Origin of the sequence: Streptomyces sp. NBC_00631 (assembly GCF_045206895.1) — a bacterium.
Lineage (GTDB): Bacteria > Actinomycetota > Actinomycetes > Streptomycetales > Streptomycetaceae > Streptomyces.
Genome location: NZ_CP107734.1, coordinates 3,231,735 through 3,258,317, shown reverse-complemented (window position 1 = coordinate 3,258,317; position 26,583 = coordinate 3,231,735). Strand labels below are relative to the sequence as shown.

The 26,583-nt window shown below is 70.7% G+C and carries 18 protein-coding genes and 2 pseudogenes; 6 read left to right on the top strand and 14 right to left on the bottom strand.

Going from position 1 to position 26,583, the window contains the following annotated elements:
- Positions 1 to 194: 194 nt before the first annotated feature.
- The gene (locus OHB00_RS14935; protein WP_406445783.1) at positions 195 to 1,856 is read left to right on the top strand and encodes a glycoside hydrolase family 13 protein; all 1,662 of its coding nucleotides are present in this window, start codon (positions 195 to 197) and stop codon (positions 1,854 to 1,856) included.
- A 321-nt stretch (positions 1,857 to 2,177) separates the two neighbouring features.
- Here the strand turns inward: OHB00_RS14935 and OHB00_RS14930 are convergent, their stop codons facing one another.
- Positions 2,178 to 2,768 carry a DUF4232 domain-containing protein gene (locus OHB00_RS14930; protein ID WP_406435079.1) on the bottom strand — a complete coding sequence of 197 codons (591 nt, stop codon included), beginning with the start codon at positions 2,766 to 2,768 and terminating at the stop codon, positions 2,178 to 2,180.
- Between the two features lie 471 nt (positions 2,769 to 3,239).
- The gene (locus OHB00_RS14925) at positions 3,240 to 5,312 is read right to left on the bottom strand and encodes a carbohydrate-binding module family 20 domain-containing protein (protein WP_406435077.1); all 2,073 of its coding nucleotides are present in this window, start codon (positions 5,310 to 5,312) and stop codon (positions 3,240 to 3,242) included.
- Positions 5,313 to 5,511: 199 nt separating this feature from the next.
- On the opposite strand from OHB00_RS14925, the gene pulA reads away from it, so the two are divergent.
- From pulA to OHB00_RS14910, 3 genes are all read left to right on the top strand, one after another.
- Positions 5,512 to 10,917 (top strand): pullulanase-type alpha-1,6-glucosidase, encoded by a 5,406-nt coding sequence (gene pulA / locus OHB00_RS14920; protein WP_406435075.1) that lies wholly within the window; start codon positions 5,512 to 5,514, stop codon positions 10,915 to 10,917.
- 73 nt (positions 10,918 to 10,990) lie between these two features.
- Positions 10,991 to 12,613, top strand: a complete 1,623-nt coding sequence (locus tag OHB00_RS14915) for a SpoIIE family protein phosphatase (protein WP_406435073.1) — start codon at positions 10,991 to 10,993, stop codon at positions 12,611 to 12,613.
- 33 nt (positions 12,614 to 12,646) lie between these two features.
- Positions 12,647 to 13,003 (top strand): 5-carboxymethyl-2-hydroxymuconate Delta-isomerase, encoded by a 357-nt coding sequence (locus OHB00_RS14910; protein ID WP_406435071.1) that lies wholly within the window; start codon positions 12,647 to 12,649, stop codon positions 13,001 to 13,003.
- Positions 13,004 to 13,142: 139 nt separating this feature from the next.
- On the opposite strand, the gene OHB00_RS14905 is transcribed toward OHB00_RS14910, so the two are convergent.
- From OHB00_RS14905 to OHB00_RS14895, 3 genes and pseudogenes are all read right to left on the bottom strand, one after another.
- Positions 13,143 to 13,832 (bottom strand): TetR/AcrR family transcriptional regulator, encoded by a 690-nt coding sequence (locus OHB00_RS14905; RefSeq protein WP_406435069.1) that lies wholly within the window; start codon positions 13,830 to 13,832, stop codon positions 13,143 to 13,145.
- Positions 13,833 to 13,888: 56 nt separating this feature from the next.
- Positions 13,889 to 14,333: pseudogene (locus OHB00_RS14900) on the bottom strand (flavin reductase family protein); the annotation flags it as partial.
- Between the two features lie 34 nt (positions 14,334 to 14,367).
- Positions 14,368 to 16,296, bottom strand: coding sequence for a hypothetical protein (locus OHB00_RS14895; protein WP_406435068.1), 1,929 nt, complete (start codon positions 16,294 to 16,296; stop codon positions 14,368 to 14,370).
- A gap of 151 nt (positions 16,297 to 16,447) precedes the next feature.
- Between OHB00_RS14895 and OHB00_RS14890 the strand changes: the two genes are divergently transcribed.
- Positions 16,448 to 16,855 (top strand): hypothetical protein, encoded by a 408-nt coding sequence (locus tag OHB00_RS14890; RefSeq protein WP_406435066.1) that lies wholly within the window; start codon positions 16,448 to 16,450, stop codon positions 16,853 to 16,855.
- 103 nt (positions 16,856 to 16,958) lie between these two features.
- Here the strand turns inward: OHB00_RS14890 and OHB00_RS14885 are convergent, their stop codons facing one another.
- The 8 genes and pseudogenes from OHB00_RS14885 to OHB00_RS14850 form a co-directional block, all read right to left on the bottom strand.
- Positions 16,959 to 18,506: a DUF1996 domain-containing protein gene (locus tag OHB00_RS14885; protein WP_406435064.1), complete on the bottom strand. Its 1,548-nt coding sequence runs from the start codon at positions 18,504 to 18,506 to the stop codon at positions 16,959 to 16,961.
- Positions 18,507 to 18,679: 173 nt separating this feature from the next.
- Positions 18,680 to 19,330, bottom strand: a complete 651-nt coding sequence (locus OHB00_RS14880; RefSeq protein ID WP_406435063.1) for a LuxR C-terminal-related transcriptional regulator — start codon at positions 19,328 to 19,330, stop codon at positions 18,680 to 18,682.
- On the bottom strand, positions 19,315 to 20,595 hold the full coding sequence (locus OHB00_RS14875; RefSeq protein WP_406435061.1) for a sensor histidine kinase: 1,281 nt from the start codon (positions 20,593 to 20,595) through the stop codon (positions 19,315 to 19,317). Before OHB00_RS14875 ends, OHB00_RS14880 begins: the two co-directional genes overlap by 16 nt.
- Positions 20,596 to 20,969: 374 nt before the next feature.
- Positions 20,970 to 21,149 (bottom strand): annotated as a pseudogene (locus OHB00_RS14870) (reductase); the annotation flags it as partial.
- Between the two features lie 130 nt (positions 21,150 to 21,279).
- Positions 21,280 to 21,873, bottom strand: a complete 594-nt coding sequence (locus tag OHB00_RS14865) for a winged helix-turn-helix domain-containing protein (RefSeq protein ID WP_406435059.1) — start codon at positions 21,871 to 21,873, stop codon at positions 21,280 to 21,282.
- Between the two features lie 391 nt (positions 21,874 to 22,264).
- The gene (gene glnII / locus OHB00_RS14860; RefSeq protein WP_406435057.1) at positions 22,265 to 23,296 is read right to left on the bottom strand and encodes a glutamine synthetase; all 1,032 of its coding nucleotides are present in this window, start codon (positions 23,294 to 23,296) and stop codon (positions 22,265 to 22,267) included.
- A gap of 317 nt (positions 23,297 to 23,613) precedes the next feature.
- Positions 23,614 to 24,297, bottom strand: a complete 684-nt coding sequence (locus OHB00_RS14855) for a hypothetical protein (RefSeq protein WP_406435055.1) — start codon at positions 24,295 to 24,297, stop codon at positions 23,614 to 23,616.
- Positions 24,298 to 24,420: 123 nt separating this feature from the next.
- Positions 24,421 to 24,789 (bottom strand): arsenate reductase family protein, encoded by a 369-nt coding sequence (locus OHB00_RS14850; protein ID WP_406435053.1) that lies wholly within the window; start codon positions 24,787 to 24,789, stop codon positions 24,421 to 24,423.
- Positions 24,790 to 25,020: 231 nt separating this feature from the next.
- On the opposite strand from OHB00_RS14850, the gene OHB00_RS14845 reads away from it, so the two are divergent.
- On the top strand, positions 25,021 to 25,341 hold the full coding sequence (locus OHB00_RS14845; RefSeq protein ID WP_406435051.1) for a hypothetical protein: 321 nt from the start codon (positions 25,021 to 25,023) through the stop codon (positions 25,339 to 25,341).
- 56 nt (positions 25,342 to 25,397) lie between these two features.
- On the opposite strand, the gene OHB00_RS14840 is transcribed toward OHB00_RS14845, so the two are convergent.
- Positions 25,398 to 26,582 carry a winged helix DNA-binding domain-containing protein gene (locus tag OHB00_RS14840; protein ID WP_406435049.1) on the bottom strand — a complete coding sequence of 395 codons (1,185 nt, stop codon included), beginning with the start codon at positions 26,580 to 26,582 and terminating at the stop codon, positions 25,398 to 25,400.
- Position 26,583 lies beyond the last annotated feature (1 nt).

Below are 26,583 nucleotides of genomic sequence, written 5' to 3'. Positions count from 1 at the left end.
CGAAAAGCTGCTTCGGTCGTTGTGTGTCTGCGGCGCCGTTGTGGCTGGTCGCGCAGTTCCCCGCGCCCCTTCGGGGCGCTGCCCCTCGGGCGCGGGCCGGCGGTCGTGGTCTCCATCCGACCCCGCTGTGACCACGGCCGCCTCTCCATCCATCCTCTGACCCGATGACCGTGTTACGACGCATCAAGGACGCCATGAGCCAGCAGCAATCCGCCGCACCGGCCCCCGCCATCGCCACCGTCGCCCGTCGCCGCGACTGGTGGCGGGACGCGGTGATCTACCAGGTCTATCCGCGCAGCTTCGCCGACAGCAACGGCGACGGGATGGGGGACCTGGAGGGCGTGCGCTCCAGACTCCCGTACCTGCGTGACCTCGGTGTCGACGCCGTGTGGCTCAGCCCGTTCTACGCCTCCCCGCAGGCCGACGCCGGCTACGACGTCGCCGACTACCGGGCCGTGGACCCCATGTTCGGCAACCTGCTGGACGCGGACGCACTGATCCGGGACGCGCACGCGCTGGGCCTGAGGATCATCGTCGACCTCGTGCCCAACCACTCCTCCGACCAGTACGAGTGGTTCAGGCGGGCGCTGGCGGAGGGCCCCGGCTCGCCGCTGCGGGACCGCTACCACTTCCGGCCGGGCAGGGGCGAGAACGGCGAACTCCCGCCCAACGACTGGGAGTCCATCTTCGGCGGGCCGGCGTGGACGCGGGTGGCCGACGGGGAGTGGTACCTCCATCTCTTCGCCCCGGAGCAGCCCGACTTCAACTGGGAACACCCCGCCGTCGGCGACGAGTTCCGCTCCATCCTGCGGTTCTGGCTGGACATGGGCGTGGACGGCTTCCGTATCGACGTCGCCCATGGGCTGGTGAAGGCGGAGGGGCTGCCGGACATCGGCGGCGGCGACCAGCTGAAACTGCTGGGCAACGATGTCATGCCGTTCTTCGACCAGGACGGCGTCCACGAGATCTACCGCCAGTGGCGGCACGTGCTGGACGAGTACGCCGGTGAGCGCATCTTCGTCGCGGAGGCGTGGACCCCGACCGTCGAGCGCACCGCGAACTACGTCCGCCCGGACGAGCTGCACCAGGCCTTCAACTTCCAGTACCTGAGCACGGAGTGGGACGCGAAGGAGCTGCGGGCCGTCATCGACCGCACCCTGGAGGCGATGCGCCCGGTCGGCGCCCCGGCCACCTGGGTCCTCTCCAACCACGACGTCACCCGGCACGCCACCCGCTTCGCCAACCCGCCCGGCCTCGGCACCCAGATCCGCTCGGCCGGCGACCGGGAGCTGGGGCTGCGCAGGGCGCGGGCGGCCACCCTCCTCATGCTCGCGCTGCCCGGCTCGGCCTACATCTACCAGGGCGAGGAGCTCGGCCTCCCGGACGTCGTGGACCTGCCCGACGAGGTCCGCCAGGACCCCGCGTACTTCCGGGGCGCGGGCCAGGACGGGTTCCGTGACGGGTGCCGGGTGCCGATCCCGTGGGAGCGGGAGGGCTCGTCGTACGGCTTCGGGGCCGGGGGCAGCTGGCTGCCGCAGCCCGCGAGCTGGGGCGAGCTGAGCGTGGCGGCGCAGACGGGGGTGGCCGGTTCCACCCTGGAGCTGTACCGCGGCGCGCTGCGCCTGCGCCGTGAGCAGGCCGACCTCGGCGCGGGCGACGCGGTGGAGTGGCTGCGCGCCCCCGAGGGCGTCCTCGCCTTCAGGCGCGGGGAGTTCGTCTGCGTCGCGAACACGAGCGGGGAGTCGGTGACGACTCCGGCGTACGGCAGGGTGCTGCTCGCCAGCGGTGAGCTGACCGAGGCGGACGGCGAGGCGAAGCTGCCCGCCGACACGACCGTGTGGTGGACCACCGCCTGACGGACGGTCATTCGGTAACTCCTTGCGGCAACTTCCGAGGGCCCGCCACCCAACTGGGTGGCGGGCCCTCGACGTCCGCGCGACCGCAAGGCTTCAGCAACATTTCTGCAAGAGCCTTCAACGGCGAAGGAACCGTTCCTGATCGGGGACCGTCCAGGACGCGGCCAGGTACCAGCGGCCCCGGACGACGTCTTCGAAACCGGTGCACCCCTGCCTGCTGCGGGACGGACGCCGACGCTGGACCACCGACAACGGTTGAGCCCGGGACGCACGGCCGGCCCCGACGGGATCGCCGGGGCCGGCCCCGCAGGGCTGGGAAGGTCAGTCGGCGACGTCGATGTGCCTGGCCAGCGCGGTGACGGAGAGGTCGCCGTGGTCGACCCACTCGTGGAACGCCAGCGTCTTGTGCTTGGTCGAGGCGGGCGGGGTGATCTCCAGGTAGGAGGCATGCACCGCGCCGGAGGTGCCGGTGTTGACGTGGGTCCAGGCGACGACGGCCTCGGCGCTCTGGCCGTCCTTGAGGACCAGGGTCTTCTTGCCGGGATCCTTGGCGTACCAGGTGCTGCCCCAGTGCGTGTGGGTCTTGATCGCCTTGTGCGCGGAGTTCTCCAGGCCCAGGCCCGGGTAGCCGCGCAGCGCGCAGGTCTTCCCGCTGAGGTTGCGGAGCCTGATGACCACGCCCTGGTGGTTCATGCCACCGGCGAGCTGCTGCCCGAAGGTGGCCTTGAGTGCGGCGGCGGAACAGGTCGGCGTGGCCTTGACGGTGCTCGGGGTGGCGGCCTGGGCGGTACCGGCCCAGGCGAGCCCCAGGGCGGCGACGGCCGTCGCGGCGAACACCGTACGGCCGAGCCTGCGGTCGGTGCGGTGCCGGGTGGTGGTGGACAGATCGGTGGTCTTCCGGTGTGCGTTCACGGTGACAGTGCTCCACTCGCGCTCTGAGGCGCGGGCCGCGGCGTGCGGCCCGCGCCGCCTTCGTGTGCCGTACACATGGTCAGATGCGCGGTGCTCCGGAATTGTTCAGAAGCAACGGCAGGAAAATTCCGTACCTGTCCGCGGCCGCTCGACTTACCTCCGGTGTCGCTCGTCGTGCAGCCGGACGCACTTGGCGAAGGGGCCATGGAGGTGAGCAGTTCGACGCCCCGGGCGACTTCTTCCCGGCTCGGCGGACAAGCAGGAGCGACAATCCGTACCCGATCTCCGGGCCGCAAACGTGGCGACCTCAACGACTGCGGATTCTGGTGGTCATCCATCCGACGATTCTGGAGTGCCCCATGCGGTGCGGACAGGCGGCACTCGCGTCCCTGCCGACATGTGCGCGGACGAGCGGGCTCTCGCCGGTGTACGTCGACGAGAGCCCGCTCGTAGGTGCTTGAGCTTGCTCGGCTACTTCCAGGTGTCGCTGGTGGTGTAGCCGGACGAGGTGCCGGTCGTGTACGACCGGTTCGTGCCCGACTCCCACGTCACGTTCCCGGAGCTGTCCTTCTTGAGGTACTTGTACGTGAAGGCCGTGCTCTTGGGGACGATCACCAGCTTGCTCCACGTCGGGTACGACTCCGACGACAGCGGGATCGCGTCGGCGGTGTTCCAGGAGCCGAGGGAGGCGGTGGAGCCGACGACGTAGACGTTGGTGCCCCAGTCGGTCGTCGCGTACTCGTTGAAGGTGACGTCGGTGGCGTCCGCGCTCGCCACGTTCCAGGAGTTGTTCAGGGAGATCGCCGAACTTGCCGTGGTGGCCGACCTGTTGGCGTTCGACTCCCAGGTGACGTTCCCGGAACTGTCCTTCTTGATGAACTTGTAGGTGAACGACGTGTTGATCGGCACGCTCACCGCGCCGGACCAGATCGGGTATCCGGTGGACGAGAGCTGGATCGCCTTCGAGGTGTCCCAGGCGCCCAGGGCGTCGATGGACCCGACGACGTAGACGTTGGTGCCGCTCGTGGTGGACGCGTACTCGTTGAAGGTCGCGGTCACCGTGGAGGTGGAGCCACCGCCGCTGCCGCTGTCGTCGCAGCCGACCGTGCAGGTGTAGGAGGAGTTGTAGAAGGCGACGGCGTCCTTGGCGGGGATCGTGATGCTCGCGTTGCCGCCGGAGACGGTGACCGTGGTGGCGCCGCCGTCGATGACGTCGGAGTACGTGCCGTCGGCCATGCCGGTCGCGAAGGTGTAGGTGGCCGCGCTTGAGCCGTTGTTGACGGCGAAGAAGCCCGCTCCGCTGCGGCCGAAGCCGATCACGTTCGACGACATGGTCTGCCAGTTGGAGACCGCCGCGGAGCCGGCGGCGTTGTGCCAGGCCACCATGCCGACGACAGCGGTGTCGCGGTCGAGGCAGTTCCAGCCGTTGGAGCAGTCCGTGTCGGTGACGAAGCCGGACGAGTTCGGCGGGGCCTGGTCGCTCTGGGTCCACTGCCAGCTGGAGTAGATGGTCGGCGTCGACCACTTGTAGGCGAGCTCGAAGAGGTTCGCCAGCTTGTAGGCGTCGCCGTCCTTGTACGACATGTCCAGGCCGTTGCGCTCGGTGTCGTGGTTGGTCACGAAGGACACCGAGTTCGCGGCCGGCAGGATGCCGCTGCTGGACAGGGAGGAGAGGTCGCTGACGTTGCCCTGGAAGGCCGACTTCATCTTGCTCGCGTACGTGAAGTCCAGGACGTCACCGGAGCCGTAGTAGTCGCTGGGCTGTGGGGTGGAGCCCGGGTAGACCTCGTCGAAGACGTACGGCGCCGCGCCGGACGTCGTGGTGTTCAGCTTGGCGACGATGGCCGCCATGTCGGTGGCCGGGATGTGCTTGGCCGAGTCCACCCGGAAACCGTCGACGCCCAGGGCGATCTGCTTGTTCAGGAAGGCGGCCAGGCCCGAACGGACGTTGTCCGCACCTGTCTTGAGGTCGGGCAGGCCGAGCAGTTCGCAGTTCTGGACCTGCGTGAGGTTCGAGTAGTCCTGGATGGTCAGGTCGGAGGTGGGACAGTCGGCGGAGGTGTGGTAGTCGCTGGGGTCCCAGTCGGGGGTGTCGTACTTGTTGGTGATCGTGGTGCCGTCGTAGCCGACGCCGGTCTGTGCGGCCGTGTGGTTGATGACCGCGTCGGTGTAGACCTTCACGCCGGCCGCGTGGCAGGCGGAGACCATCGACGCGAACTGCGTCGCCGTCCCGAAACGGCTGTTCAGGGTGTACGAGTACGGCTGGTAGACGTCCCACCAGTAGTAGTTGGACTGCTTGAGGGACTCGGAGGGCGGGGCGACCTGCACCGCGCCGTAACCGGCCGGGCCGAGGACGTTCGTGCACTCGCTCGCGATCGAGTTCCAGTTCCATTCCCACAGGTTGGCGATCACATCGCCCTTGGCGGTGGTGTCCGCCTGTGCGGAGGTGGCCGGCAGGGCGATCACACCCGCGAGCGCCAGGGCACCCGCGGCGACTGCGCCGGCCGTGCGTCGGAAGACACCCGGGGGCCGGTGTCTGGTCATGTGCGGCTCCAAAAGGTTCCAGGAGGGATGAGGCAGGTTTCAACAACCCGTGAGCGTGCGGCAGTTGAGACACCGCGTCAATACGCCTCGTGAAAGTTCTTGCTGTGAGTTTCAAGCCTCTTGCTGTAAACCTTTCGTTAGCGATACGGTCGCGCGGGGTCGGACCCAAGAGAGCAGCTATCGCTAGGAGTCCATGCCGGTGATACATGTCAGACGGGTCGCGGCCGTCGCCGTCGCCGCCCTCGCCGCCGCGCTGGTGCAGCCCCTCGCCGCACACGCCGCCGCGCTGGTGCAGCCCCTCGCCGCACACGCCGCCGCCCCGCCCGCACCACCCTCCGACGCAAAGCTCGCCGCCGAGCCAGCCCGGCACGACGACACCCGCGAGCAGTTCTACTTCGTCATGCCGGACCGTTTCGCCAACGGTGACACCGGCAACGACAAGGGCGGGCTCACCGGCTCCCGCCTCTCCACCGGCTACGACCCCACCGACAAGGGCTTCTACCAGGGCGGCGACCTCAAGGGCCTGACCAAGCGGCTCGACTACATCAAGGGGCTCGGCACCACCGCCATCTGGATGGCCCCGATCTTCAAGAACAAGCCGGTGCAGGGCACGGGCAGTAACGCCTCGGCCGGCTACCACGGGTACTGGATCACCGACTTCACCCAGGTCGACCCGCACTTCGGGACCAACAAGGACCTGGAGACCCTCATCTCAAAGGCGCACGCCAAGGGGATGAAGGTCTTCTTCGACGTCATCACCAACCACACCGCCGACGTCGTCGACTACCAGGAGAAGTCCTACGACTACCTCTCCAAGGGCGCCTTCCCCTACCTGACCGAGGACGGGCAGCCCTTCGACGACGCCGACTACGCGGACGGGAAGAAGAAGTTCCCGGCCGTCTCCGCCGCCTCCTTCCCGCGGACGCCGACCGTGACGAGCGACAGCAAGGTGCCGTCGTGGCTCAACGACCCGACGATGTACCACAACCGGGGCGACTCCACGTTCGCCGGCGAGTCCGCGACCTACGGCGACTTCTCCGGGCTCGACGACCTGTGGACCGAGCGGCCCGAGGTCGTGCACGGCATGGAGAAGATCTACGAGCGGTGGGTGAAGGACTTCGCCATCGACGGCTTCCGGATCGACACCGTGAAGAACGTCGACATGGAGTTCTGGACCCAGTGGGCGACCGCACTGGACAAGTACGCGGCGGGCCACGGCCGTAGGAACTTCTTCATGTTCGGCGAGACGTACTCCGCCGACACCTCCGTCACGTCCCCGTACGTCACGCAGGGCCGGCTCGACGCGACCCTCGACTTCCCCTTCCAGGACGCGGCCCGCTCCTACGCCTCCCAGGGCGGCAGCGCGCAGAAGCTGTCGAGTGTCTTCGGCGACGACTACAAGTACACGACCGACAAGGCCAACGCCTACGAACAGGTCACCTTCCTCGGCAACCACGACATGGGCCGGATCGGGTACTTCCTGGAGCAGGACAACCCGCAGGCCACGGACGCCGAACTGCTCGCCAAGGACAGGCTGGCCAACGAGGTGATGTTCCTCAGCCGGGGCAACCCGGTCGTCTACTACGGCGACGAGCAGGGCTTCACCGGCTCGGGCGGTGACAAGGACGCCCGGCAGACGATGTTCGCCTCGAAGGTCGCCGACTACCTGGACGACGACGAGATCGGCACCGACCGCACCGCCGCCGGCGACTCCTACGACACGAGTGCACCCCTCTACAAGCAGATCAGCGCTCTCAGCAAGCTCCGCAAGGACAACCCCGCCCTCGCCGACGGCGTCCAGACCGAGCGCTACGCGGCCGACGGTGCCGGCATCTACGCGTTCACCCGGACGGACGCCAAGACCGGCCAGGAGTACGTGGTCGCCTTCAACAACGCCGGCACGGCCAGGACGGCGACCTTCGCCACCGGCTCCGCCGGCATGCGCTACCGGGCGATCCACGGCACGGACGGCACCCTCACCTCCGACGGCTCGGCCGAGCTGACCGTCACCGTCCCCGCCGAGTCCGCCGTCGTCTACAAGGCGGCAGACCCCCTGGCCAAGCCCGCCACCAACCCGGCGATCACGCTCCAGGCTCCGGCGGCCGGCGCCACCGGCACCGTCGACCTCACCGCGGCCGTCACCGGCGGGCAGCTCGACCGGGTCGTCTTCGCCGCCCAGGTCGGCAACGGCAAGTGGACCACCCTCGGCTCCGCCGACCACGCCCCCTACAAGGTCACCCAGACCCTCGCCAAGGACGTCCCGGCCGGTACCGCCCTGCGCTACAAGGCGGTCGTCGTCGACTCCGCCGGGCACACCGCCGGCGCGCTCGCCGAGAGCACCAGCGGCACCCCGCCCGCCGCCGAGACCCCCACCGCCTCCTCCCGTGACTACGTCGTCGTCCACTACAAGCGCACCGACGGCGACTACGGCAACTGGGGTCTGTACGCCTGGGGCGACCTCGCCGACGGCGAGGCGACCACCTGGCCCGCCGGTCACCCCTTCACCGGCCGGGACGCGTACGGCGCCTTCGCCTACGTCAAGCTGAAGCCGGGCGCCACGAACGTGGGCTTCCTCGTCGTCGACAAGGACGGCGACAAGGACGTCTCCGCCGACCGCTCCATCGACGTCACCAGGACGGGCGAGGTCTGGATCGAGCAGGGGAAGGCGGACATGCTCACGGAGAAGCCGGCCGGCGACTACCCGGCACAGGACACCACCAAGGCGGTCATCCACTACCACCGCGCCGACGGGGACTACGACGGCTGGGGCCTGCACGTCTGGACGGGCGCGGCCAGCCCCACCGACTGGTCGGCGCCGCTCAAGCCGGTCAGGACCGACGCCTACGGCGCGGTCTTCGAGGTGCCGCTCACCGAGGGTGCCACCAGCCTCAGCTACATCATCCACAAGGGCGACGAGAAGGACCTCGCCGCCGACCAGTCACTCGACCTCAAGTCCGACGGCTACGAGGTGTGGCTGCTGAACGGCCAGGAGAAGTACCTGCTCCCGCAGCCCGCCGGCAGTGCCGCGGCACTCGACCTGTCCACCTCCAAGGCGGTCTGGATCGACCGGGACACGGTCGCCTGGGACGGCGTCGACGGCGCGGTCTCCACCCAGCTGCTCTACTCCCACGACGGTTCGATCGCCGCCAAGGACGGGACGCTGACCAGCGACGACGAGCGGTGGCTGCGGCTGACGAAGAGCACCCTCACCGACGCCCAGAAGGCCAAGTTCCCGTACCTGAAGGACTACACGGCCTGGTCGGTCGACCCGCGCGACCGGGACCGGGTGCGCGAGGCGCTCGGCGGACAGCTCGTCGCCTCCCAGCGGGCCGCCAACGGCGCGGTGCTGGCCGCGACCGGCGTGCAGCTCGCCGGGGTGCTGGACGACGTGTACGCCAAGGCCACGACGGCGGACCTCGGCCCGGTCTTCCACCACGGGAAGCCCACGCTCTCCGTGTGGGCGCCGACCGCGCAGAGCGTCGCCCTCGAACTCGACGGCTCGCTGAAGACGATGCACCGCGACCCCGCCACCGGCGTCTGGTCCGTCACCGGCCCCACGTCCTGGAAGAACAAGCCCTACCGGTACGTCGTGAAGGTCTGGGCGCCCACCGTCCAGAAGGTCGTCACCAACAAGGTCACCGACCCCTACTCGGTCGCCCTCACCGCCGACTCCGAGCGCAGCCTCGTCGTCGACCTGAACGACAGGTCGCTCGCGCCGACCGGCTGGTCGACATACACCAAGCCCAAGGCCGTACCGCTGAAGGACGCCCAGATCCAGGAGCTGCACGTCCGGGACTTCTCGGCGGCGGACAGCACGGTCCCGGCCGCGGACCGGGGCACATACCTCGCCTTCACCGACAAGAACAGCGACGGCTCCAAGCACCTCAAGGCCCTCGCCGAGTCCGGGACGTCGTACGTCCACCTGCTCCCGGCCTTCGACTTCGCCACCGTGCCCGAGAAGAAGGCCGACCAGGCGAGCCCCGCCTGCGACCTCGCCTCCTACCCGGCCGACTCCGACCAGCAGCAGGCGTGCGTCGCGAAGACCGCCGCCACCGACGCCTACAACTGGGGCTACGACCCGTATCACTTCACGGTCCCCGAAGGGTCGTACGCCACCGACCCGGACGGCACCGCGCGTACGGTCCAGTTCCGGAAGATGGTCAAGTCGCTCAACGACGACGGGCTGCGGGTCGTCATGGACGTCGTCTACAACCACACGGCGGCCAGCGGCGAGGCGGACACCTCCGTCCTCGACCAGATCGTGCCCGGCTACTACCAGCGGCTGCTCGCCGACGGCAGTGTCGCCAACAGCACCTGCTGCGCCAACACCGCGCCCGAGAACGCCATGATGGGCAAGCTGGTGGTGGACTCGATCGTCACCTGGGCGAAGGAGTACAAGGTCGACGGCTTCCGCTTCGACCTGATGGGCCACCACCCGAAGGCCAACATCCTCGCGGTCCGCAAGGCCCTGGACGCGCTGACCCTGAAGAAGGACGGAGTCGACGGCAAGAAGATCATCCTGTACGGGGAGGGCTGGAACTTCGGCGAGGTCGCCGACGACGCGCGTTTCGTGCAGGCGACGCAGCAGAACATGGCGGGCACCGGCATCGCCACCTTCTCCGACCGCGCCCGGGACGCCGTACGCGGTGGCAGCCCCTTCGACGACGACCCAGGCGTCCAGGGCTTCGCGTCCGGCCTGTACACCGACCCCAACCCCTCGACGGCGAACGGTACTTCCGCTGAGCAGAAGGCCCGGCTGCTGCACTACCAGGACCTGATCAAGATCGGCCTGACCGGAAACCTCGCCAAGTACCGGTTCACCGACACCGACGGCAAGGAGGTCACCGGCGCCGAGGTCGACTACAACGGCTCGCCCGCCGGATACGCCGACGTGCCCGGCGACGCCCTCGCCTACGTCGACGCGCACGACAACGAGTCACTGTTCGACGCGCTGACGTACAAGCTCCCGTCCGGCACCTCCGCGTCCGACCGGGCCCGGATGCAGGTCCTGGCGATGGCCACGGCCGCCCTCTCGCAGGGACCGTCGCTCTCCCAGGCCGGCACCGACCTGCTGCGCTCCAAGTCCCTGGACCGCAACTCCTTCGACAGCGGCGACTGGTTCAACGCCATCCACTGGAACTGCGCCGACGGCAACGGCTTCGGCCGCGGGCTGCCCATGGCCGCCGACAACCAGTCCAAGTGGTCCTACGCCAAGCCGTTGCTGACCTCGGTGAAGGTCGGATGCGCCCAGATCGACGGGGCCTCGGCCGCCTACCGGGACCTTTTGCGGATCCGTACGACCGACAAGGCGTTCTCGCTGGACACGGCCGCGCAGGTGCAGTCGGAGCTCTCCTTCCCGCTCTCCGGGAAGGACGAGACGCCCGGCGTGATCACGATGGAGCTGGGTGACCTGGTCGTCGTGTTCAACGCGAGCCCCGAGCGGCAGGAGCAGCGGGTGGGCACCCTGGCCGGAACCGGCTACCGGCTGCACCCGGTGCAGGCGTCGGGCGCGGACTCCGTCGTCAAGACCGCTTTGTACGAGCGGGAAACGGGTACCTTCGTGGTTCCGGGGCGCACGGTGGCGGTGTTCTCCCGGACCACGTGACCGCGGCCTTACTGTGGTGGGGCAGGCCCGGGACCGGGCACTGCCCCACCGGTGTTGTCCAGGGGCTGGGGAGATGGACGTCAACGGCAAGCTGACAGACGCGACCGTGCTGGTCGTGGACGCCACGGCCGCGAGCCGCTACGCGATCGGCACCGTACTGCGCCGGGCCGGTCACGAGGTCGTCGCGGTGACCGGCGGCCGCCAGGCGCTCAGCGAACTCGACGTACGGCGGCGCAAGGGCAATCTGCCCGATGTGGCCCTCATCGACGTGCACCTGCCGGACATGAGCGGCTTCGAGCTGTGCCGCCGGCTCAAGGAGCGGCCGCACATGGCCGGTCTGCCCATCGTGCACTTCTCCGCGCTGTCCGTCGTTCCCGCGGACCGCTGCCCGGGGCTGGACTCGGGGGCCGAGGCGTATCTGACGGTGCCCGCCGAGCCGGAGGAGATCGAGGCCACGGTCCGGGCCGTGGTGCGCGCCGCCCGGCTGCGCGCCGACGACCAGGCGCTGGTACGACGGCTGCGGCTGCTGTCGGAGACCATCGTCACCATCCAGGCGGCCCGCTCGCTGCACGAACTCGCCGACGCCGCCGCGGACGGCGCCGCCCGGCTCCTCGGCTGCCCCGCCGCCGTGTTCGTCCTCGACCAGGACGACGAGCTGTACCGGGGCCTGTACGGGGAGCGCACCTCACTCGCGCTGCCCGACGAGGACGCCCACCGCACCGTGCGCGACCTGATGCGGCGGCTCACCCGAGGACAGTCCGACGTGCAGATCACCACCGTGCCGTCGCCGCAGTGGCCCGCCGGGTTCTTCCGGCCCGGCGTGCAGCACGACGCCCGGCTGGCACTGGTCCTCACTCAGGACGGCAAGGCCCCGGTCTGCCTGGCCACGCCCACCCGCGGGCTGCGCCGGGTCAGTCCCGAGGGCGAGGCACTGCTGGCCCAACTCGCCCATGCCACCGCGCTCGCCGCCGAGCCCCTGCTCATGTACCAGGTGGAGCGGCATGTCGCGCTCACCCTCCAGCACAGCTTCCTGCCCCGCCCGCACCAGCTGCCCGAGCTGCCGGGCGTCGACATAGCGGTGCGCTACGAGCCCGCGTCCCAGGAGACGGAGATCGGCGGCGACTTCTACGCCGCGCTGCGGGTCCGGGACGGGGTGCTCACCGCGGTGGGGGACGTCGTGGGGCACTCGCTGGACGCGGCCACCGTCATGGTCGAACTGCGGCACGCGCTGCGCGCCTACTGCCTCACCGAGAGCGACCCGGCCGCCCTCGCGGAACGACTCGACCTGGTGCTCCAGCACTACCACGCCGAGGTCACGGCCACCGTCTGCCTGGCCCTGATCGACCCGGCGACCGGGCGCACCCGCATCGCCAACGCCGGCCACATCCCGCCGCTGATACTGGGCGACGACGGCAGCGCCGAGTACGTCAAGGCGTCCGGTCCGCTGCTCGGGGTGGGCCTGTCCCACCCCCCGCCCACCGAGCTGGTCCTGGCACCCACCGACCGGCTCCTCATGGTCACCGACGGCCTGATCGAGACCCGCGGCACCGACCTCGCGGTCTCGATGGAACACCTCCGGGCCGCCGCCGGCGGCGCCCTGCCCGGCGTGGAGGCCCTGTGCGACACCCTCCTCGCCTGCTTCGGCCGGGACCGCGAGGACGACGTCGCCATGCTGGCGCTGAGCCTGGCGAACTAGGCTGACCCCAGCCACCGCAGAACAGGAGTGCTCATGCCGCAGATCACCGTCGACTACACCGCCACGGCGGGCCCCGACTTCGACCGGAAGGGTTTCGCCAGGGCCCTGCACGGCGCCGTGGTCGAGATCGCGGCGGCCAAGCCCGAGGCCTGCAAGACACTGTTCCGCGCCGCCGAGGAGACCGCCTTCGGCTACGGCACCGACGGGGCGCATGTCATCGTCCACGTGACCTTCGGCCTGCTGGCCGGCCGCACCGACGAGACCAAGGCGAAGCTGACCGAGACGACCCTGGAGCTGCTGCGGGAGCACCTGAAGCCGGAGGGGGCCGTGCTGCACGCCTCGGCGGAGGTGCGTGACCTGGACCCGTCGTACCGGAAGTACGAGGGCTAGGACTTTCTTCTGCCGGTTGCTGTCGCGCCGCGGGGGCTGGTCGCGCAGTTCCCCGCCCCCCACTTACGGGGCGCTGCCGGACCCGCGCCCCCATGGCGCCGCAGCCGACCGACGGCCCCGGCGCCCCGTACCCGGGGGGCTAGCCCGCCAGAGCGATCAGCCGGGCGGCCAGGTCCGCGAACGGGCCGTCGGTCGGCTCGTGCCGGACCATCCGCTTGACCAGCGCGGTCATCTCCGCGTCGTACGCCGCGCTGACCGCCGTCAGCGCGGCGAAGTCGTGGACGAGCTGGATCTCCAGTTCCGCGCGGGGGATGCGCCGCCCGTCCAGCCAGATCAGTGCCGTCGACTCGGCGAGCGAGATCCAGGAGCGGATGACCAGTTCCAGGCGGGCCGGTGCCTCGGTGATGTCGAGGTGGGAGAGGATCTGCTCGTAGGCGGCCTGCCGTACGGAGTCGATGAGCGCGTTGGTCGCCGAGGAGCCGACCGCGGGCCCGCCGCGCATCAACGCGGCGAAACCTGGCCCGTGTTCGTCGACGAAGTCGAAGAAGCGGCGCATCACGCGCAGCAGCCTGGCCCCGAGCGGGCCCTCGTGGGGCTCGATGAAGCGGCCCGCGAGATCCTCCGAGGCACGCTTCAACGCGGCCTCGTACAGGCTGAGTTTGCCGGGGAAGTAGTGATAGACGAGCGGCCGCGAGATACCCGCGGCCGAGGCTATCTCGTCGATGGAGACCTCGTCGGGCGAGCGACGGCTGAACAGTTCGAGGGCGACGCCGATCAACTGCTGCCGCCGCTCCTCGACTCCCATCCTGCGGCGTACCCCGGTTGTCATGCGAACACCTTACCGATCAGATCCGGCCTCCCACGGACCAGACCCTTCACGGGTGTTCACAGATCCAGCACAAGTCTCCCGCTTCGCGCCCGGGACACACGGATCAGCATGGAGTCGGCACGCTCCGTGTCCGTCAGCAGCTCGTCCCGGTGTGCCACTTCCCCTTCCAGCACACGCTGTTGACAGGTCCCGCAGAACCCCTGCGCAGGGAACAGGGCGTGTCGGGCAGTTCCGCCCGCACGGCGGCCGGCCCCGTCGAGTCGGCCTGGATGCGGCGATCGTGTACGACGAGGTGTCGGCCGGTGCCCCGCAGAGCGAGTACTGCCGGACCAGTCCGGACGGCAGCACCACGTCGAGGTGGGCGCCGGGCTCCCAGCCCGGCAACCACCCGCCCTCCAGACGCAGTTGGACGACCCCGTCGGTGATCGTCCGGTGCGAGGCGACCAGCAGCGGAGGAGTCCGGACAGGCGGCCGCCTGGGCGGTGGACCTTCCTGGGAGGGGTGGTGGTCGCGGCTCACCCCGGCGGTGCCGGACTCACCGCAACCCGCTGATCTCGCTGCCGTCGTCCAGTGTTCCCGTCAGCTCGGCCTGCGCCCCCTGCTTCGCCGCGGCCACCAACCGCGTCCCCTGTGCCGACGCCGTGACCCCGCCGGTCGCCCGGATCGACGCGGTGTCGCGGCTGCCCGCGGCCAGCAGGTACCACTCGCCGCCCCCGGATTTCCACAGCACCCCGGCCAGCACGTGCGGATCGCGCGGGCCGCAGGCCGTCACATCGGCCCCCTTCGCCGCGACCGCCCCGTACCGGCTGCCCGGCGTCCGGAACTGGGCCAGCGACACCGTCCCGTCACCCCGCCAGGTCTCGGCGCGCGTGCACACCCACGACCCGGTGCCGCCGGCGTCCGGCAGCTGCTGCTCGGCGAACGCCCACGCGTTGACGCTGCGCACCCCGGCCGACCGCTCCGCGGCCAGCGAGCAGGCGAACGGCGCCCAGTCGCGCAGCGCCGCCGCCTCCGATGCCTCGCCGCTCTCGCCGGGCCGCCCGGCGGTGAGCCGGGCCGGCACCAGTTCGCCCAGGTCGGTCGCGAGGTGCACACCCTGCGCGTCGGTCAGCTGGAGCACGTTCCAGGACGTGCACGCCCCTTGCCGCAGCGCGGAACTGGCCTGCGGCCCGGTCACCCCGTCGGTCAGCCCGAGGTCCATCGCCCCCGCGCTCGGCTTCATCAGGTCCCGCTCGGCCGCCCTGGTCACCCAGGGAGCCGTCAGATAGCGGACGTTGCCGTCGGCGCGGCCGAGCACCAGGGCGCTCGCCTCCGCGCCGGTCGCGCCGTCGACACGGGCGAAGTCCAGGGCCGCGCCCTGGGCGCCGTCCTTCGGTTCGGCGTAGCGGGCGATGCGCAGCCCGTCGTAGAAGACCACCACCCGGGCGCTGTCGACCACGCCCGCGTACAGCAGCTGGGGCGGTCCTGCCGGGCCGCCGGTCTGGGTGCCGGGGGTCGCCGAGACGCGGACGGTGGCGCCGGGGCGGGCCCAGACGGCGAGAGCGCGGCGCAGCAGCGCGGTGTCGCCGGTGAGGGCGCCGCGGGCCGGCCAGACGGAGAAGTCGGTGCGCGCGGCGGTCTGCCAGACGGTCGCCGGGACCTTTGTCACCTGGGCCGGGTCCAGGGCGGCCTGGGCGGCCGGGTTCTGCGCGTACACCGGGGCGGCCGCGCCGTCGGCACCCCAGCCGCCGCCCGGCAGCGCGACCAGCGCCCCGCACACCGCGAGGGCGGCAGCGGCGGCGAGCGCGGCCTTGGTGTGCTGGCGGCGGCGCATCAGATCGGTGGGCCGGGCCTGCAGGGAACAGGGGTCGAACTCGGGGGAGTCGAGCAGCGGGTACTCGGCCGGGACGCCGTTCGCCTCGGCGAGCGCGCCCTCGGGGTGTTCGACGCCGACCGCCCGGAGCATCTTGCGGACGTCGCCGTCGGGCAGCTGTTCGAGGCCGCGCAGCGCGTAGGCCGCCCGGGCCGGCCCGGACAGGCCGGCGAGCCGCTGGTCCAGGGCGAGTTCGTCGGCGCCGCCGGAGCGCGGGAAGAGCCTGAGGCCCCACACCTGGGGGAGCAGCGGCGGCAACTGGGCGCGCTTCGGCCACGCGGTGAGCCGCAGCGGCCGGCCCGCCTCCAGTGCCGTACGCACCACTTCGAGGCGGACGAGGGAGTACCCGGGGTCGGTCTGCCGCCCGTCCGACTGGGCCGGGATCACCGGGACCTGCCGGCGGCCCCGGGGCAGGGCCCGCTGGACCAGGGAGTGCGCGGTCAGGACGCGGCGGCCGCGCGCGAGGCCCGGTGGCAGTACCAGGTAGGCGAGCCGGACCAGCCGTGGGTAGTGCTCGACGAGCGCGGCCTCGGCCTGCTCGACGTCGACGGCCGGATGGGGGGCTCCGGCGGAGGCGGCTGCGTGACGCTGGGCTACATCCTGTGACTGCACGTCCTTGAGAACGAGCGAACCGTTGGTTGGTCACCGCCACACAGGTGACACTGCGGTGTCCGCACGAGGTGAGTGCTTCGCGGCCCGCAGCCGTATCGAAGGGGACGGGCCCCTGAAGGCACCGGGGCCGGCAACGCGACCGGAGGAACAGATGAGGTTGACCCGACCGATGCTCGCCGTGGCCGGCGCCGTGGCCGTACTGGCGCTGGCGGGCTGTGGATCCGGAGACGGCAAGGCGGAGGCCGGCATCCCGGTCACCGCGACCGGCAGCCTGGAGAGCCTGGCCGCCAAGGTGAAGTGCGCCCCGGACATGCAGATCGACTCCGACGAAGTCCGCCAGGCCATCTGCAAGGTCTCCGCCGGCAAGTTCGTCTTCGCCACCTTCGCCACCGACCGCGGCCAGCGCGAGTGGATCAACGACGCCAAGGACTACGGCGGTTTCTACCTCGTGGGCCGCAAGTGGGTCGCCGTCGGCACCGACAAGGTCGTCAAGGCGCTGCAGACCACGCTGGGCGGCGAGGAGGAGATCGGGGTCGACCACAGCAAGCACACCAGCTGAGGTCCGCTCGGCCGAGGTCCGCGGCACATACGGAAGCGGGCGGTGGGAGACTCCCACCGCCCGCTTCGTGCTACCGGTCTGCGTGCTGCCGGCTAGCTACTGCTCACTGGCACTTCTTGCCGGAGTTGATGCAGTTGGCGATCGTGGCCGCCAGGTTGTTCTTGGTGACGCTGATGAAGTCGTCGTGGTCGGTCGCCGCCTTGTGCAGCTGCTCGGGGAAACCGTCCACCGCGTAGGCGTTCTTGACCTGGCCGTTCACGATGCTCGGCTGGGTCAGGTTGTACACCAGACGCATGGTCAGCTGCGGGATAGCCTTGAAGCCGTTGCCGCAGACACCGCTCGCGGGGTCCGCGAAGGCAACGTGCGTACGGTGGTTGGCGCTGTCGATGTTCACGCCGTCCCAGCAGCTCTGGAAGGCGAACGTACGCACCACCTGGCTGCCCTTCGGGCAGATCGGGTACTGCGTCGTCAGCTGGACCTTGTTCTCGAAGCCGGTGCAGCTCCAGTGCGCGTTGGCGTTGGCCAGACCGTTGGTGGTGGTCTTGGCGTCACCGGTGATGATGCGCAGGAACTGCGGCATCGCGACGACCTTGCTGGCCGGGCTGCCGACGTACTTGATCTGCGCCTGGACCGGCGTGATGATCTTGCCGACGTTGCCCTCCTTGCCACCGCCGTCCGCGTTCGCGTCGAACTCCTGCGAACCGTCCTGCTCACGCACGACCGGCCAGTAGTACGCCGAGAGGTCACTCTGGTTCTGGCAGCTGGAGGGGGCGGCCAGCAGCGAGTCGTTCGTCGAGAACGCGTTGACCTTCTGGTTGCCGACGTAGTCGTGCTCGTGGTGCGCGCCGTTGGTCACGCCGGGCGCCACGATGACGTTGTCGGTGTTGTGGTTCTTGTTCTGGTTCGTGCCACAGCGGGTGGTGAACGAGCCGGTCGAGGCCTGGCCGGACTTCTGCGGCTTCGCCTGGACGTTCGCCGCGACCTTCGTGATGTCCACGAAGTCGGCCGCGGACGGGCCGTTGCCGGCCTGGCCGCCGGCGCCGACGTCGACCGGGGTGCTGGCGCTGGCGCTCGGAGCTGCGCTGGCCTGGCCGCCGTTGTTCTGACCGCCGTTGTTCTGGCCGCCGTTGTTGTTGTTCTGGCCGCCGGTGTTGTTGCCCTGCCCGGCGTTGGTCTGGTTGGCGGCCTGCGTGGTGCAGGCGGCGAGCTGCGACAGCGCGTTGTCGAACGTGCCCCCGACCCGGGTGATGTCGATCCGGATCCGGTCGATCGTGGCCGCCCGCTTCTCCTTCAGGGGGCCGGTGATCGCGTTCTGCACGAAGCTGGCGTCGTTCGCCTGAGCCTGACGCGTGGAGGCGAGCCGGGAGTAGGCCTCGGTGATCTGCTTGTCGAGGTTCGCCAGCTCCGTCGCCACCCCCTGCTTGGCCTTGTCGGGCACGTTCGTCAGCTTCTGGCCGACGTCAGGGCAGGAGATGGTCGCCACCGTCGCGGCAGCGGCCTTGGTGTAGTTCTGCGCAGAGTTGTTCGACTCGTGTGCCGAAGCGTTCATCTGCGCATAGAGCAGCCCGCCCCCGCCGAGTGCGACAGCCGCCGATGCGGCTATGACCTTGACGGTCAGCGGCGAACGGCGTTTGCGTATGTTGCGTCCCATGGAACTCCTCAGACCTTCCTTGCGGGGCGGCATCGAGGCGCCCGACAGGAGTGAAGCGGCGTCCTTTCATACGCACCCCGTCTCAGGCGTGTTCAGCCGCCTCACAAATTCATCAGAGATTTGTTACGCACTTGGGGCACAACTGCTGTTTGAGCAGGGCAAGTTCCGGAAAATCACCGGTCGCGGTCAAGGTACGCGAGCACCGCGAGGACGCGCCGATTGTCATCGTCCGACACCTCAAGTCCCAGTTTGGTGAAGATGTTGGAGGTGTGCTTCGCGATGGCCCGTTCTGTGACGACGAGCTGCCCGGCGATCGCGGCGTTGGACCTGCCCTGCGCCATCAGCTCCATGACCTCAAGCTCCCGCGGTGTCAAGCCCCCCAGGGGCCGGTCGTCGGCACGCCGGGACAGCAGCTGCTGGATCACCTGCGGGTCCATGGCCGTACCGCCCCCCGCGACCCGCCGTACGGCGTCCACGAACTGCTCCGCGTCGAACACCCGGTCCTTCAGCAGATACCCCACCCCGCCGGTGCCGTCCGCCAGCAGCTCGCGCGCGTACAGCTGCTCCACGTGCTGGGAGAGCACCAGCACCGGCAGCCCCGGCCTCTCCCGCCGGGCCTGGAGCGCGCACTGCAGCCCCTCGTCGGTGTGCGTGGGCGGCAGCCGTACGTCCACCACGGCCACGTCCGGCTCCGACTCGGCCAGCGCGCGGGTGAGTTCGGGGCCGGACTCGACGGCCGCCGCGATCTCGAAGCCGTAGGCCTCCAGCAGCCGGACCAGTCCGTCGCGGAGCAGGAACAGGTCCTCGGCTAGGACAACGCGCACGGAATCTCCATCGTGACCATGGTGGGACCGCCCGCGGGGCTGCTGACGGCCAGGACACCGTCGAATGTACCCAGCCGCCGCTCCACTCCGGCGAGCCCCGACCCGGCACCGATCACCGCGCCGCCCCTGCCGTGGTCGGTGACCGAGATCCGCAGCATGCCGCCGCCGTCCGCCACATGATGCAGGTCCACCCAGATCCGGTCGGCACCGGAGTGCTTGACCGCGTTGGTCAGCACCTCGCTCACCGCGAAGTACACGGCCGACTCCACCGGCGCGTCCGCCCGCCCCGGCAGCTCCACCGTCACCTCGGTCGGCACCGGCAGCCGCAGCGCCAGCGCCCGTACGGCGTCCCCTAGTCCGCGCTCGGCCAGCACCGGCGGATGGATGCCCCGCACCAGGTCCCGCAGCTCGCCCAGCGCCTCGACGGACGCCCGCCGGGTCTGCGCGAGCAACTGCCGCGCCTTCTCCGGATCCTTCTCCAGCAGCATCTCGATCGTCCCCAGGTCCATGCCCATGGCGACCAGCCGGGCCTGCGCCCCGTCGTGCAGATCCCGCTCGATCCGGCGGAGTTCGGCCGCCGAGGTGTCCACCGCGTCCTTCCGGGTCTCGGTCAGCACCCGCACCCGCTCGACGAGTTCGCCCCGACCGGGGTCGAGGACCGCGCGGGTCAGCCGGAAGTGGGCGGCCAGCAGCCGCGGGCACAGGTACCAGGCACCGACCAGCAGCACGGCGGCGGTGGCACCGGCCCCGAGGGCGGTGGGCTGCCCGCTGACCGGCACGAAGCCGTACCAGTAGGTCTCACCGTCGGCGAGCACCCGCCACAGCCCGGCGGCCACCGCGAAGCCCTCGATCGGATAGAACAGCAGCACCGCCGGCAGCAGCGCGGTCACGAACCCGGCCGTCATGTCCGTGAACAGCCACAGCACGTCCCGCCCGACCTGCGGGTCGCGCAGCATCCCGAAGGTCCTGGCCCACGGGTTGGCGTCCGCGGGGATCGCCCGGTACGCCGACCGGATCCGCACCCCGCACCACTCGTACGCCAGCCGCCGTCGCACGTCCGCCACGTCCCGGACGCCGCCCAGGACCCACGGCGTGGTGACGATCCCCACCCCGACCGGGATCAGCGCCACCGACACCGCGGTCAACGTGAAGCAGAGCACCGACACCGGCAGAATCACCAACGCCAGCACCAGCCCCCGCACGGCGGCGAGCACGATCTCCCGAACTCTGGGACGGAAGCCCCCGCTGTCTGTGTTCGTCGTCATGCGACCAGTCTCCCGAACCGCCGGCCGGCGGGTCACTGGCCCGAGGCCCCATGTCAGGGGGTGGTGCTGGATACACCCGGGCTGCAGCGCGCCCGTTCAGGGGCGCGGGGCTGTGCCGATATGCGGCTCCGCCGCGCGGGCGCGATCAACCCCCACCGGCCCGCAGCCTGGTCACGACCCGATGCGCCGCACCGCAAGCACCCCGCTTCGACATCGGGGTCGAGCCCCACCCCCACCCGCACCGGCGCCGCACCGCCGACGCCCGGCAGCAGCCGTGCCGTCCCGCGCACCGTCCGGGGCGCGGCCGCGACCTGGGGGTACCGCCCACGCCCTCAAGGCAGTGGGGGGAGTGCCGACGGCCGGGTCCCCTTCGGTGCCGTCGGTGAGCGCGGTGCGGCCGTCGGGCGCGGTGCGGTCGCCGTGCAGCGACCGCACCCCGGCCGGGAGCCGGCGGCGGCCCCGGTGGAAGACGGTCACCTCCCGGCCACGCCCGAGCGCCGCCCCGACGACCGCCGCCCCACGAACTCCGTACCGCCCAGGACCAGCAGCCTCATGCAGCCCCCGTGCGCGCCGGGCACGGCCCGCGTCCGGTTCAGCCGAGGGCCGACCGGCCCGTTGGCGGCCTCGTACGGCCTCGTACGGCCTCGTACGGCCTCGTACGGCCTCGTACGGCCTCGTACGGCCTCAGCGGCCCGTCGGCGGCGTGTACTTGTATCCCACCCGGCGGACCGTCTGGATCGCCCGGCGGTGCTCCGCGCCGAGCTTGCGGCGCAGCCGGGCGACATGGACGTCGACCGTGCGGCCGTCGCCGACATGGCCGTAGCCCCAGACCGTGGTGACCAGCTGGTCGCGGGTGTGCACCCGGCCCGGATGCGCCACCAGATGGGCGAGCAGCTCGAACTCCAGGTAGGTGAGGTCGAGTTCACGCCCGTCGACCTGGGCGGTGCGCTCCACGGTGTCCACGGTGACGAGCGGCCGGAGGCCGGTCGCGGCCGGTGCCGGGGCAGGCCCCGTGGCCGGCTCCTGCGGGTCCTGCACCGCGACCGGCAAAAATGGCGGCTGCTGGTCCGCCGGGACCAGCACCAGGTAGCCGATCATCGGCGGCTGGCCCGGCAGCGTGGGCAGGGCGTGCTGCGGGGCGGGCAGCCAGGTGGCGCCCGGTGGCAGCAGGTCGGCCATGTCCACGACCTCGTCCCGGTCGACGGCGCGCAGCCGGTGCCGGGCGGGCGAGGAAGCGGCGAGGGGGGAGGCGGGGGAGAGAGAACGAGTGGTCGCCATGAGACGTCAGCTCTTTCGCGCGAGGAGTCAGTCGGTCGGGACGACGGCCGCGACTCGTGGTCGGGCGCGCCGGGGACGTACTGCTTTCCGCGCTGGCCGAAGGCCGGGGTGTACGGCTTTAGAGGGCCCGCGCGTTCGTCGCGCGGCAACACACCCGGTCGAAGTCGTGGTGCTGACGGGAAGGCCAGAACGGCTCAAGGTCCTGGCGACCTGTCGCGCTGTACTTCTGGAAGCCGACCATGCGCCCATTGAAGCAGACACAGCCGGGAAACAGGACCCTCCTCTCACTGCTTGGACGCTTCCTCGGCGTGAGGTTGACGTTGCCCGCTCCTCATGCCGAAGGGGCGCCCACCGTCACGGTGGGCGCCCCTTCGGGGGAGTCGTCCGCGGATCAGGCCTGGCCGGCCTTGTCCAGGGCGGTGCAGCAGGTGTCCACGATCAGCCGGGTCACGACGTACGGGTCGACGTTGGCGTTCGGACGGCGGTCCTCGATGTAGCCCTTGCCGTCCTTCTCGACCTGCCACGGGATACGCACCGAGGCACCGCGGTTGGAGACGCCGTAGGAGTACTCGTTCCACGGGGCGGTCTCGTGCAGGCCGGTCAGACGGTCGTCGATGCCCGCGCCGTAGTTCTTGACGTGGTCGAGCGGCTTGGAGCCCTCACCGAGCGACTCGCAGGCGGTGATGATCGCGTCGTAGCCCTCGCGCATCGCCTTGGTGGAGAAGTTGGTGTGCGCGCCGGCGCCGTTCCAGTCGCCCTTGACCGGCTTGGGGTCGAGGGTGGCGGAGACGCCGAAGTCCTCGGCGGTGCGGTAGAGCAGCCAGCGGGCCACCCACAGGTGGTCGGAGACCTCCAGCGGGGAGACCGGGCCGACCTGGAACTCCCACTGGCCGGGCATGACCTCGGCGTTGATGCCGGAGATCGCGAGGCCCGCCTTCAGGCAGTTGTCCAGGTGGGCCTCGACGATCTCGCGGCCGAAGATCTCGTCGGCGCCGACACCGCAGTAGTAACCGCCCTGGGGGGCCGGGAAGCCGCCCTCGGGGAAGCCCAGCGGACGGGAGCCGTCGAAGAAGGTGTACTCCTGCTCGATGCCGAAGATCGGCTCCTGGGAGGCGAACTTCTCGGCGACCTCGGCCAGCGCCGCACGCGTGTTGGAGGAGTGCGGGGTGAAGTCGATGTCCAGGACCTCGCACAGCACGAGGACGTCGTCGCCGCCGCGGATCGGGTCCGGGCAGGTGAAGACCGGCTTCAGCACACGGTCCGAGGAGTGCCCCTCGGCCTGGTTCGTGGAGGACCCGTCGAAGCCCCAGATCGGCAGCGCGTCGAGACCGGCGGGGGCGCCCGCGATGATCTTCGTCTTCGAACGCAGCTTGGCCGTCGGCTCGGTGCCGTCGATCCAGATGTACTCAGCCTTGAAGGTCACGGGCCACATCCTTCGGGGGTGGTCGGGCGCACTTGCGGGTGCAGCGGCGCTACGGCACTGGGGCGCCTCGGTGTTGCCCGGCAGCCTGTCAACAGGCGATTTCCCGATCATTGCTCGAATGTGAACCCGGTGTTACCTGGCGGTTCTGTGGTGCGACTCACGTTGTGAGGGCGGGACGGCCGGGGTAGCGAGCCCATTTCGGGCGCCGCCAGGGAGCCCGCGCGGCGGCCGCCGGCTCTCCCTCCGTGAAAGCCGGCGGCCGCGCCCGGGACCGTTGCCCCGGTCGGCCGGCCGTTTCGGTCAGCCGGCCTTTTGGGTCAGCCGACCTTTTCGATCAGCGCCCGGCGGATCAGGAACTTGCCGGGCTCCCGGACCTGTTCGAACGCCGCGTTGTTGAGCAGCACGCAACTGCCGGAGACCGACGTGACCTTCACCGTCGTGGACTTGTTGTTGTCCAGGTTGGTGACCTTCAGCGTGGTCCCCGCCGGGAACTGGTTGCTGGAGGCGGCCGGTGCACCGGCCTCACCGGAGAGCGTGACGGTCGAGCCCTTGCAGACCTGCTGCCCGGAGGCGGCGCCCCCGGTGCTGCCGGCGGCCGCGCTCTGTGCGGGCGTCGCGGTGGCGGTCTGCCCGGTCTGGCCCGTCTGCGTACCGCTCGCCGCCTGGGAGCCCTGAGCCGACTCCCCAACGACGCAACCGGACGCCTTCTGCTGGACCTTGATCTGCTCGATGACCGCCTGGCGGTTGGCGATCCGGGCCGCCGACTGGGCGTCCGGGTTCGCCTGTTGCCCGGCGATGAACTTCTGGTTGTTGCCGAGGGCCGTGGCCAGCCCCGAGCAGACCGTCGAGTCCGCGGCCGACGACAGGGTCTTCGCGTTCTGCGAGGTCTGCGCGGCGTTCGAGGTGGACGCCAGGGCGAAGGCCCCGCCGCCGGCGACGGCTGCGGCGCCGACCAGCAGGGCGATGGTCTTCTTGGCGCCGAGAGTTCTCCTACGCGACATGCGCGCCTCCTGTGAGAGGGGGTAGGGGAGCGTTCGCCGCTATGTACGAGATGCCGAACGTCGTTACTCACCGGTCACAGGAGACGCCGAAGTAACCTACGTCACATTGGAGTTGAGTGCTGCTCAGCTCTTGCGCCTGGCCAGCGCATCCTGTACGGCCTCGTCGGTGCGGCCGACGACCGCCGTGCCGTCGTCGGCGGTGATGATCGGCCGCTGGATGAGCTTGGGATGCTCGGCGAGGGCCGTGACCCACCGGTCGCGCGCGCTCGCGTCCCGTGCCCACTCCTTCAGCCCCAGCTCCTTGGCGACCGCCTCCTGGGTGCGGGTGATGTCCCACGGTTCGAGCCCGAGCCGTTCGAGTACGGCCCTGATCTCGTCCTCGGTGGGTACGTCCTCCAGGTAGCGGCGGACGGTGTAGTCGGCCCCCTCGGCGTCCAGCAGGCTGATCGCGCTGCGGCACTTCGAGCAGGCGGGGTTGATCCAGATCTCCATGCGGGAAACGGTACGCGAGCCGCCGCCAGGGGGCGCTCTGTTCGAATTCTGAGGGGTGCCGTGAGAACCTCGTACGTACCTCCCTCACCACCTGAAAAACCCGTCTCCACCTGGCTGTTCGGCGAAGTCGCGGGCTGTCTCGTTGTCAGTGCCGGCCGGTACACTGGAGGCAGTGTTCGAGAGAGTCGCCGGGGTGTCCGGCGGCCCTCTGACCGCGACAGGAGGATGCCTGTGCCCGCTGCCGCACTGAAGCCGAAGCCGAAGTCCCTGCCGACCCAGTCCACCGCGAAGCGTGCGGTCCTGTTCGACTCGCCGTACGCGCCGGTGGAGAAGCGCCCGCTGCCGGCCGGGCGGCCACGCGAGTGGTATGTCACGCACAACCGCCGTCTGAAGGCCATGCGCCTCGCCATCGCCCTGCTCGACTCCGGTGTCCACATGCCGGGGCAGGCCCGGAACGAGACGATACGGAGCACGGCGGAGAGCATCGGTGTCCACCCGCCGTCGGACACCACGTGCCACATGGTGCGGGCCCTGATGCGCTACTCACGCTGAGCCGGTGGTGCCGGGCGCCGTGTCTTCCCGCGGCGCCCGGCCGCCTCAGCCCCCGCTCACCCGGTGAGCTCCCGCTCCACCGGCGTCCGGAAGCGTGGCGTGACCTTCGTGGTGCCCACCCATCCGCGCAGCCGCTCCGCCTCCGCCGCGATCGCCTGCTCGGCCTCTCTGCGGATGCCGGGATCGGCGATCCGCCAGACGATCTCGCCGTCCCGGCGCTGTGCCCAGCCACCCACCACCAGCCCGTTCCACCACACCGTCGGCCCCACGTTGCCGCTTCTGTCGAAGAGAAGCGGCCGGAGCTGCGGCGGCAGGTACCAGTCCCGCTCCTGCCACGCCATGGCCGTCGGGTCGAGGGCGGGGAGGAGCGCCGCCCAGGGACGGGAGGGCTCGGTGACCGCCGGCAGGTCGTCGGCCGTCACGTACCCCGTGCCGCCCTCGTCCAGGGTCACCGGATGCGCTCCGATGGCGGTCAGCGCCCGCCGGACCTCCGTGACCCGCCATCCCGTCCACCACTTGAGGTCCGCTTCCGTGGCCGGGCCGCAGGCGTGCAGCCAGCGGTTCAGCAGGGCCGCCTGGGCCTGTGCCGTGTCCAGCTCCGGATGGTCCGGCGCCGGTGCCCAGCGGAACTGGCTCGACGTCCAGGAACCCAGCGGACGGCCCCGCACCACCTTGCCCTCCACACCCAGGACTCTCAGCAGGCGTGTCGAGACCGTGTGGATGCCCTCGTAGCTCTTGCCCGCGGCGTACGTGAACTGCTCGCGCAGACGTGGTTCGACGGCCGCCAGTTCCGTCGCCGTCGCCTGGCCGAGCCGGGCCAGCGCGGCCAGGGCGGCGGACTCGACCTCCGCGAGCCAGGCCGCGTCCGGGGCACCGGCCCGCGCCATGTCCTTCAGCAGCGCGGCACGCTCGCGGGCGGCCACCGCCAGGCCCGTCGAGGCGTGCACGACCGCCGTGAGATCCGCGGGGAAGACGAACACCGTGTGCCGCATGCCGTGCATCCGCACCAGGGTGCGGTCCTCGTACAGGGCCCGCTCCGTCTCCGGCACGGTCTTCGCCGCCTCGGCCAGCCGCGCCCCCACCGCCAGGTGCACCGTCGCCGGATCCGAGCCGTGCAGCGCCACCAGTGCCTCGGCGACCTCCTCCGGCGCCGTCACCCGCGCCGTGACCGCCAGCAGGTGGCGCTCCGCCAGCCTGGCCCGCCGCTCCGCCACCCCGATGTGCCGCCGCCCGCCGCTCATG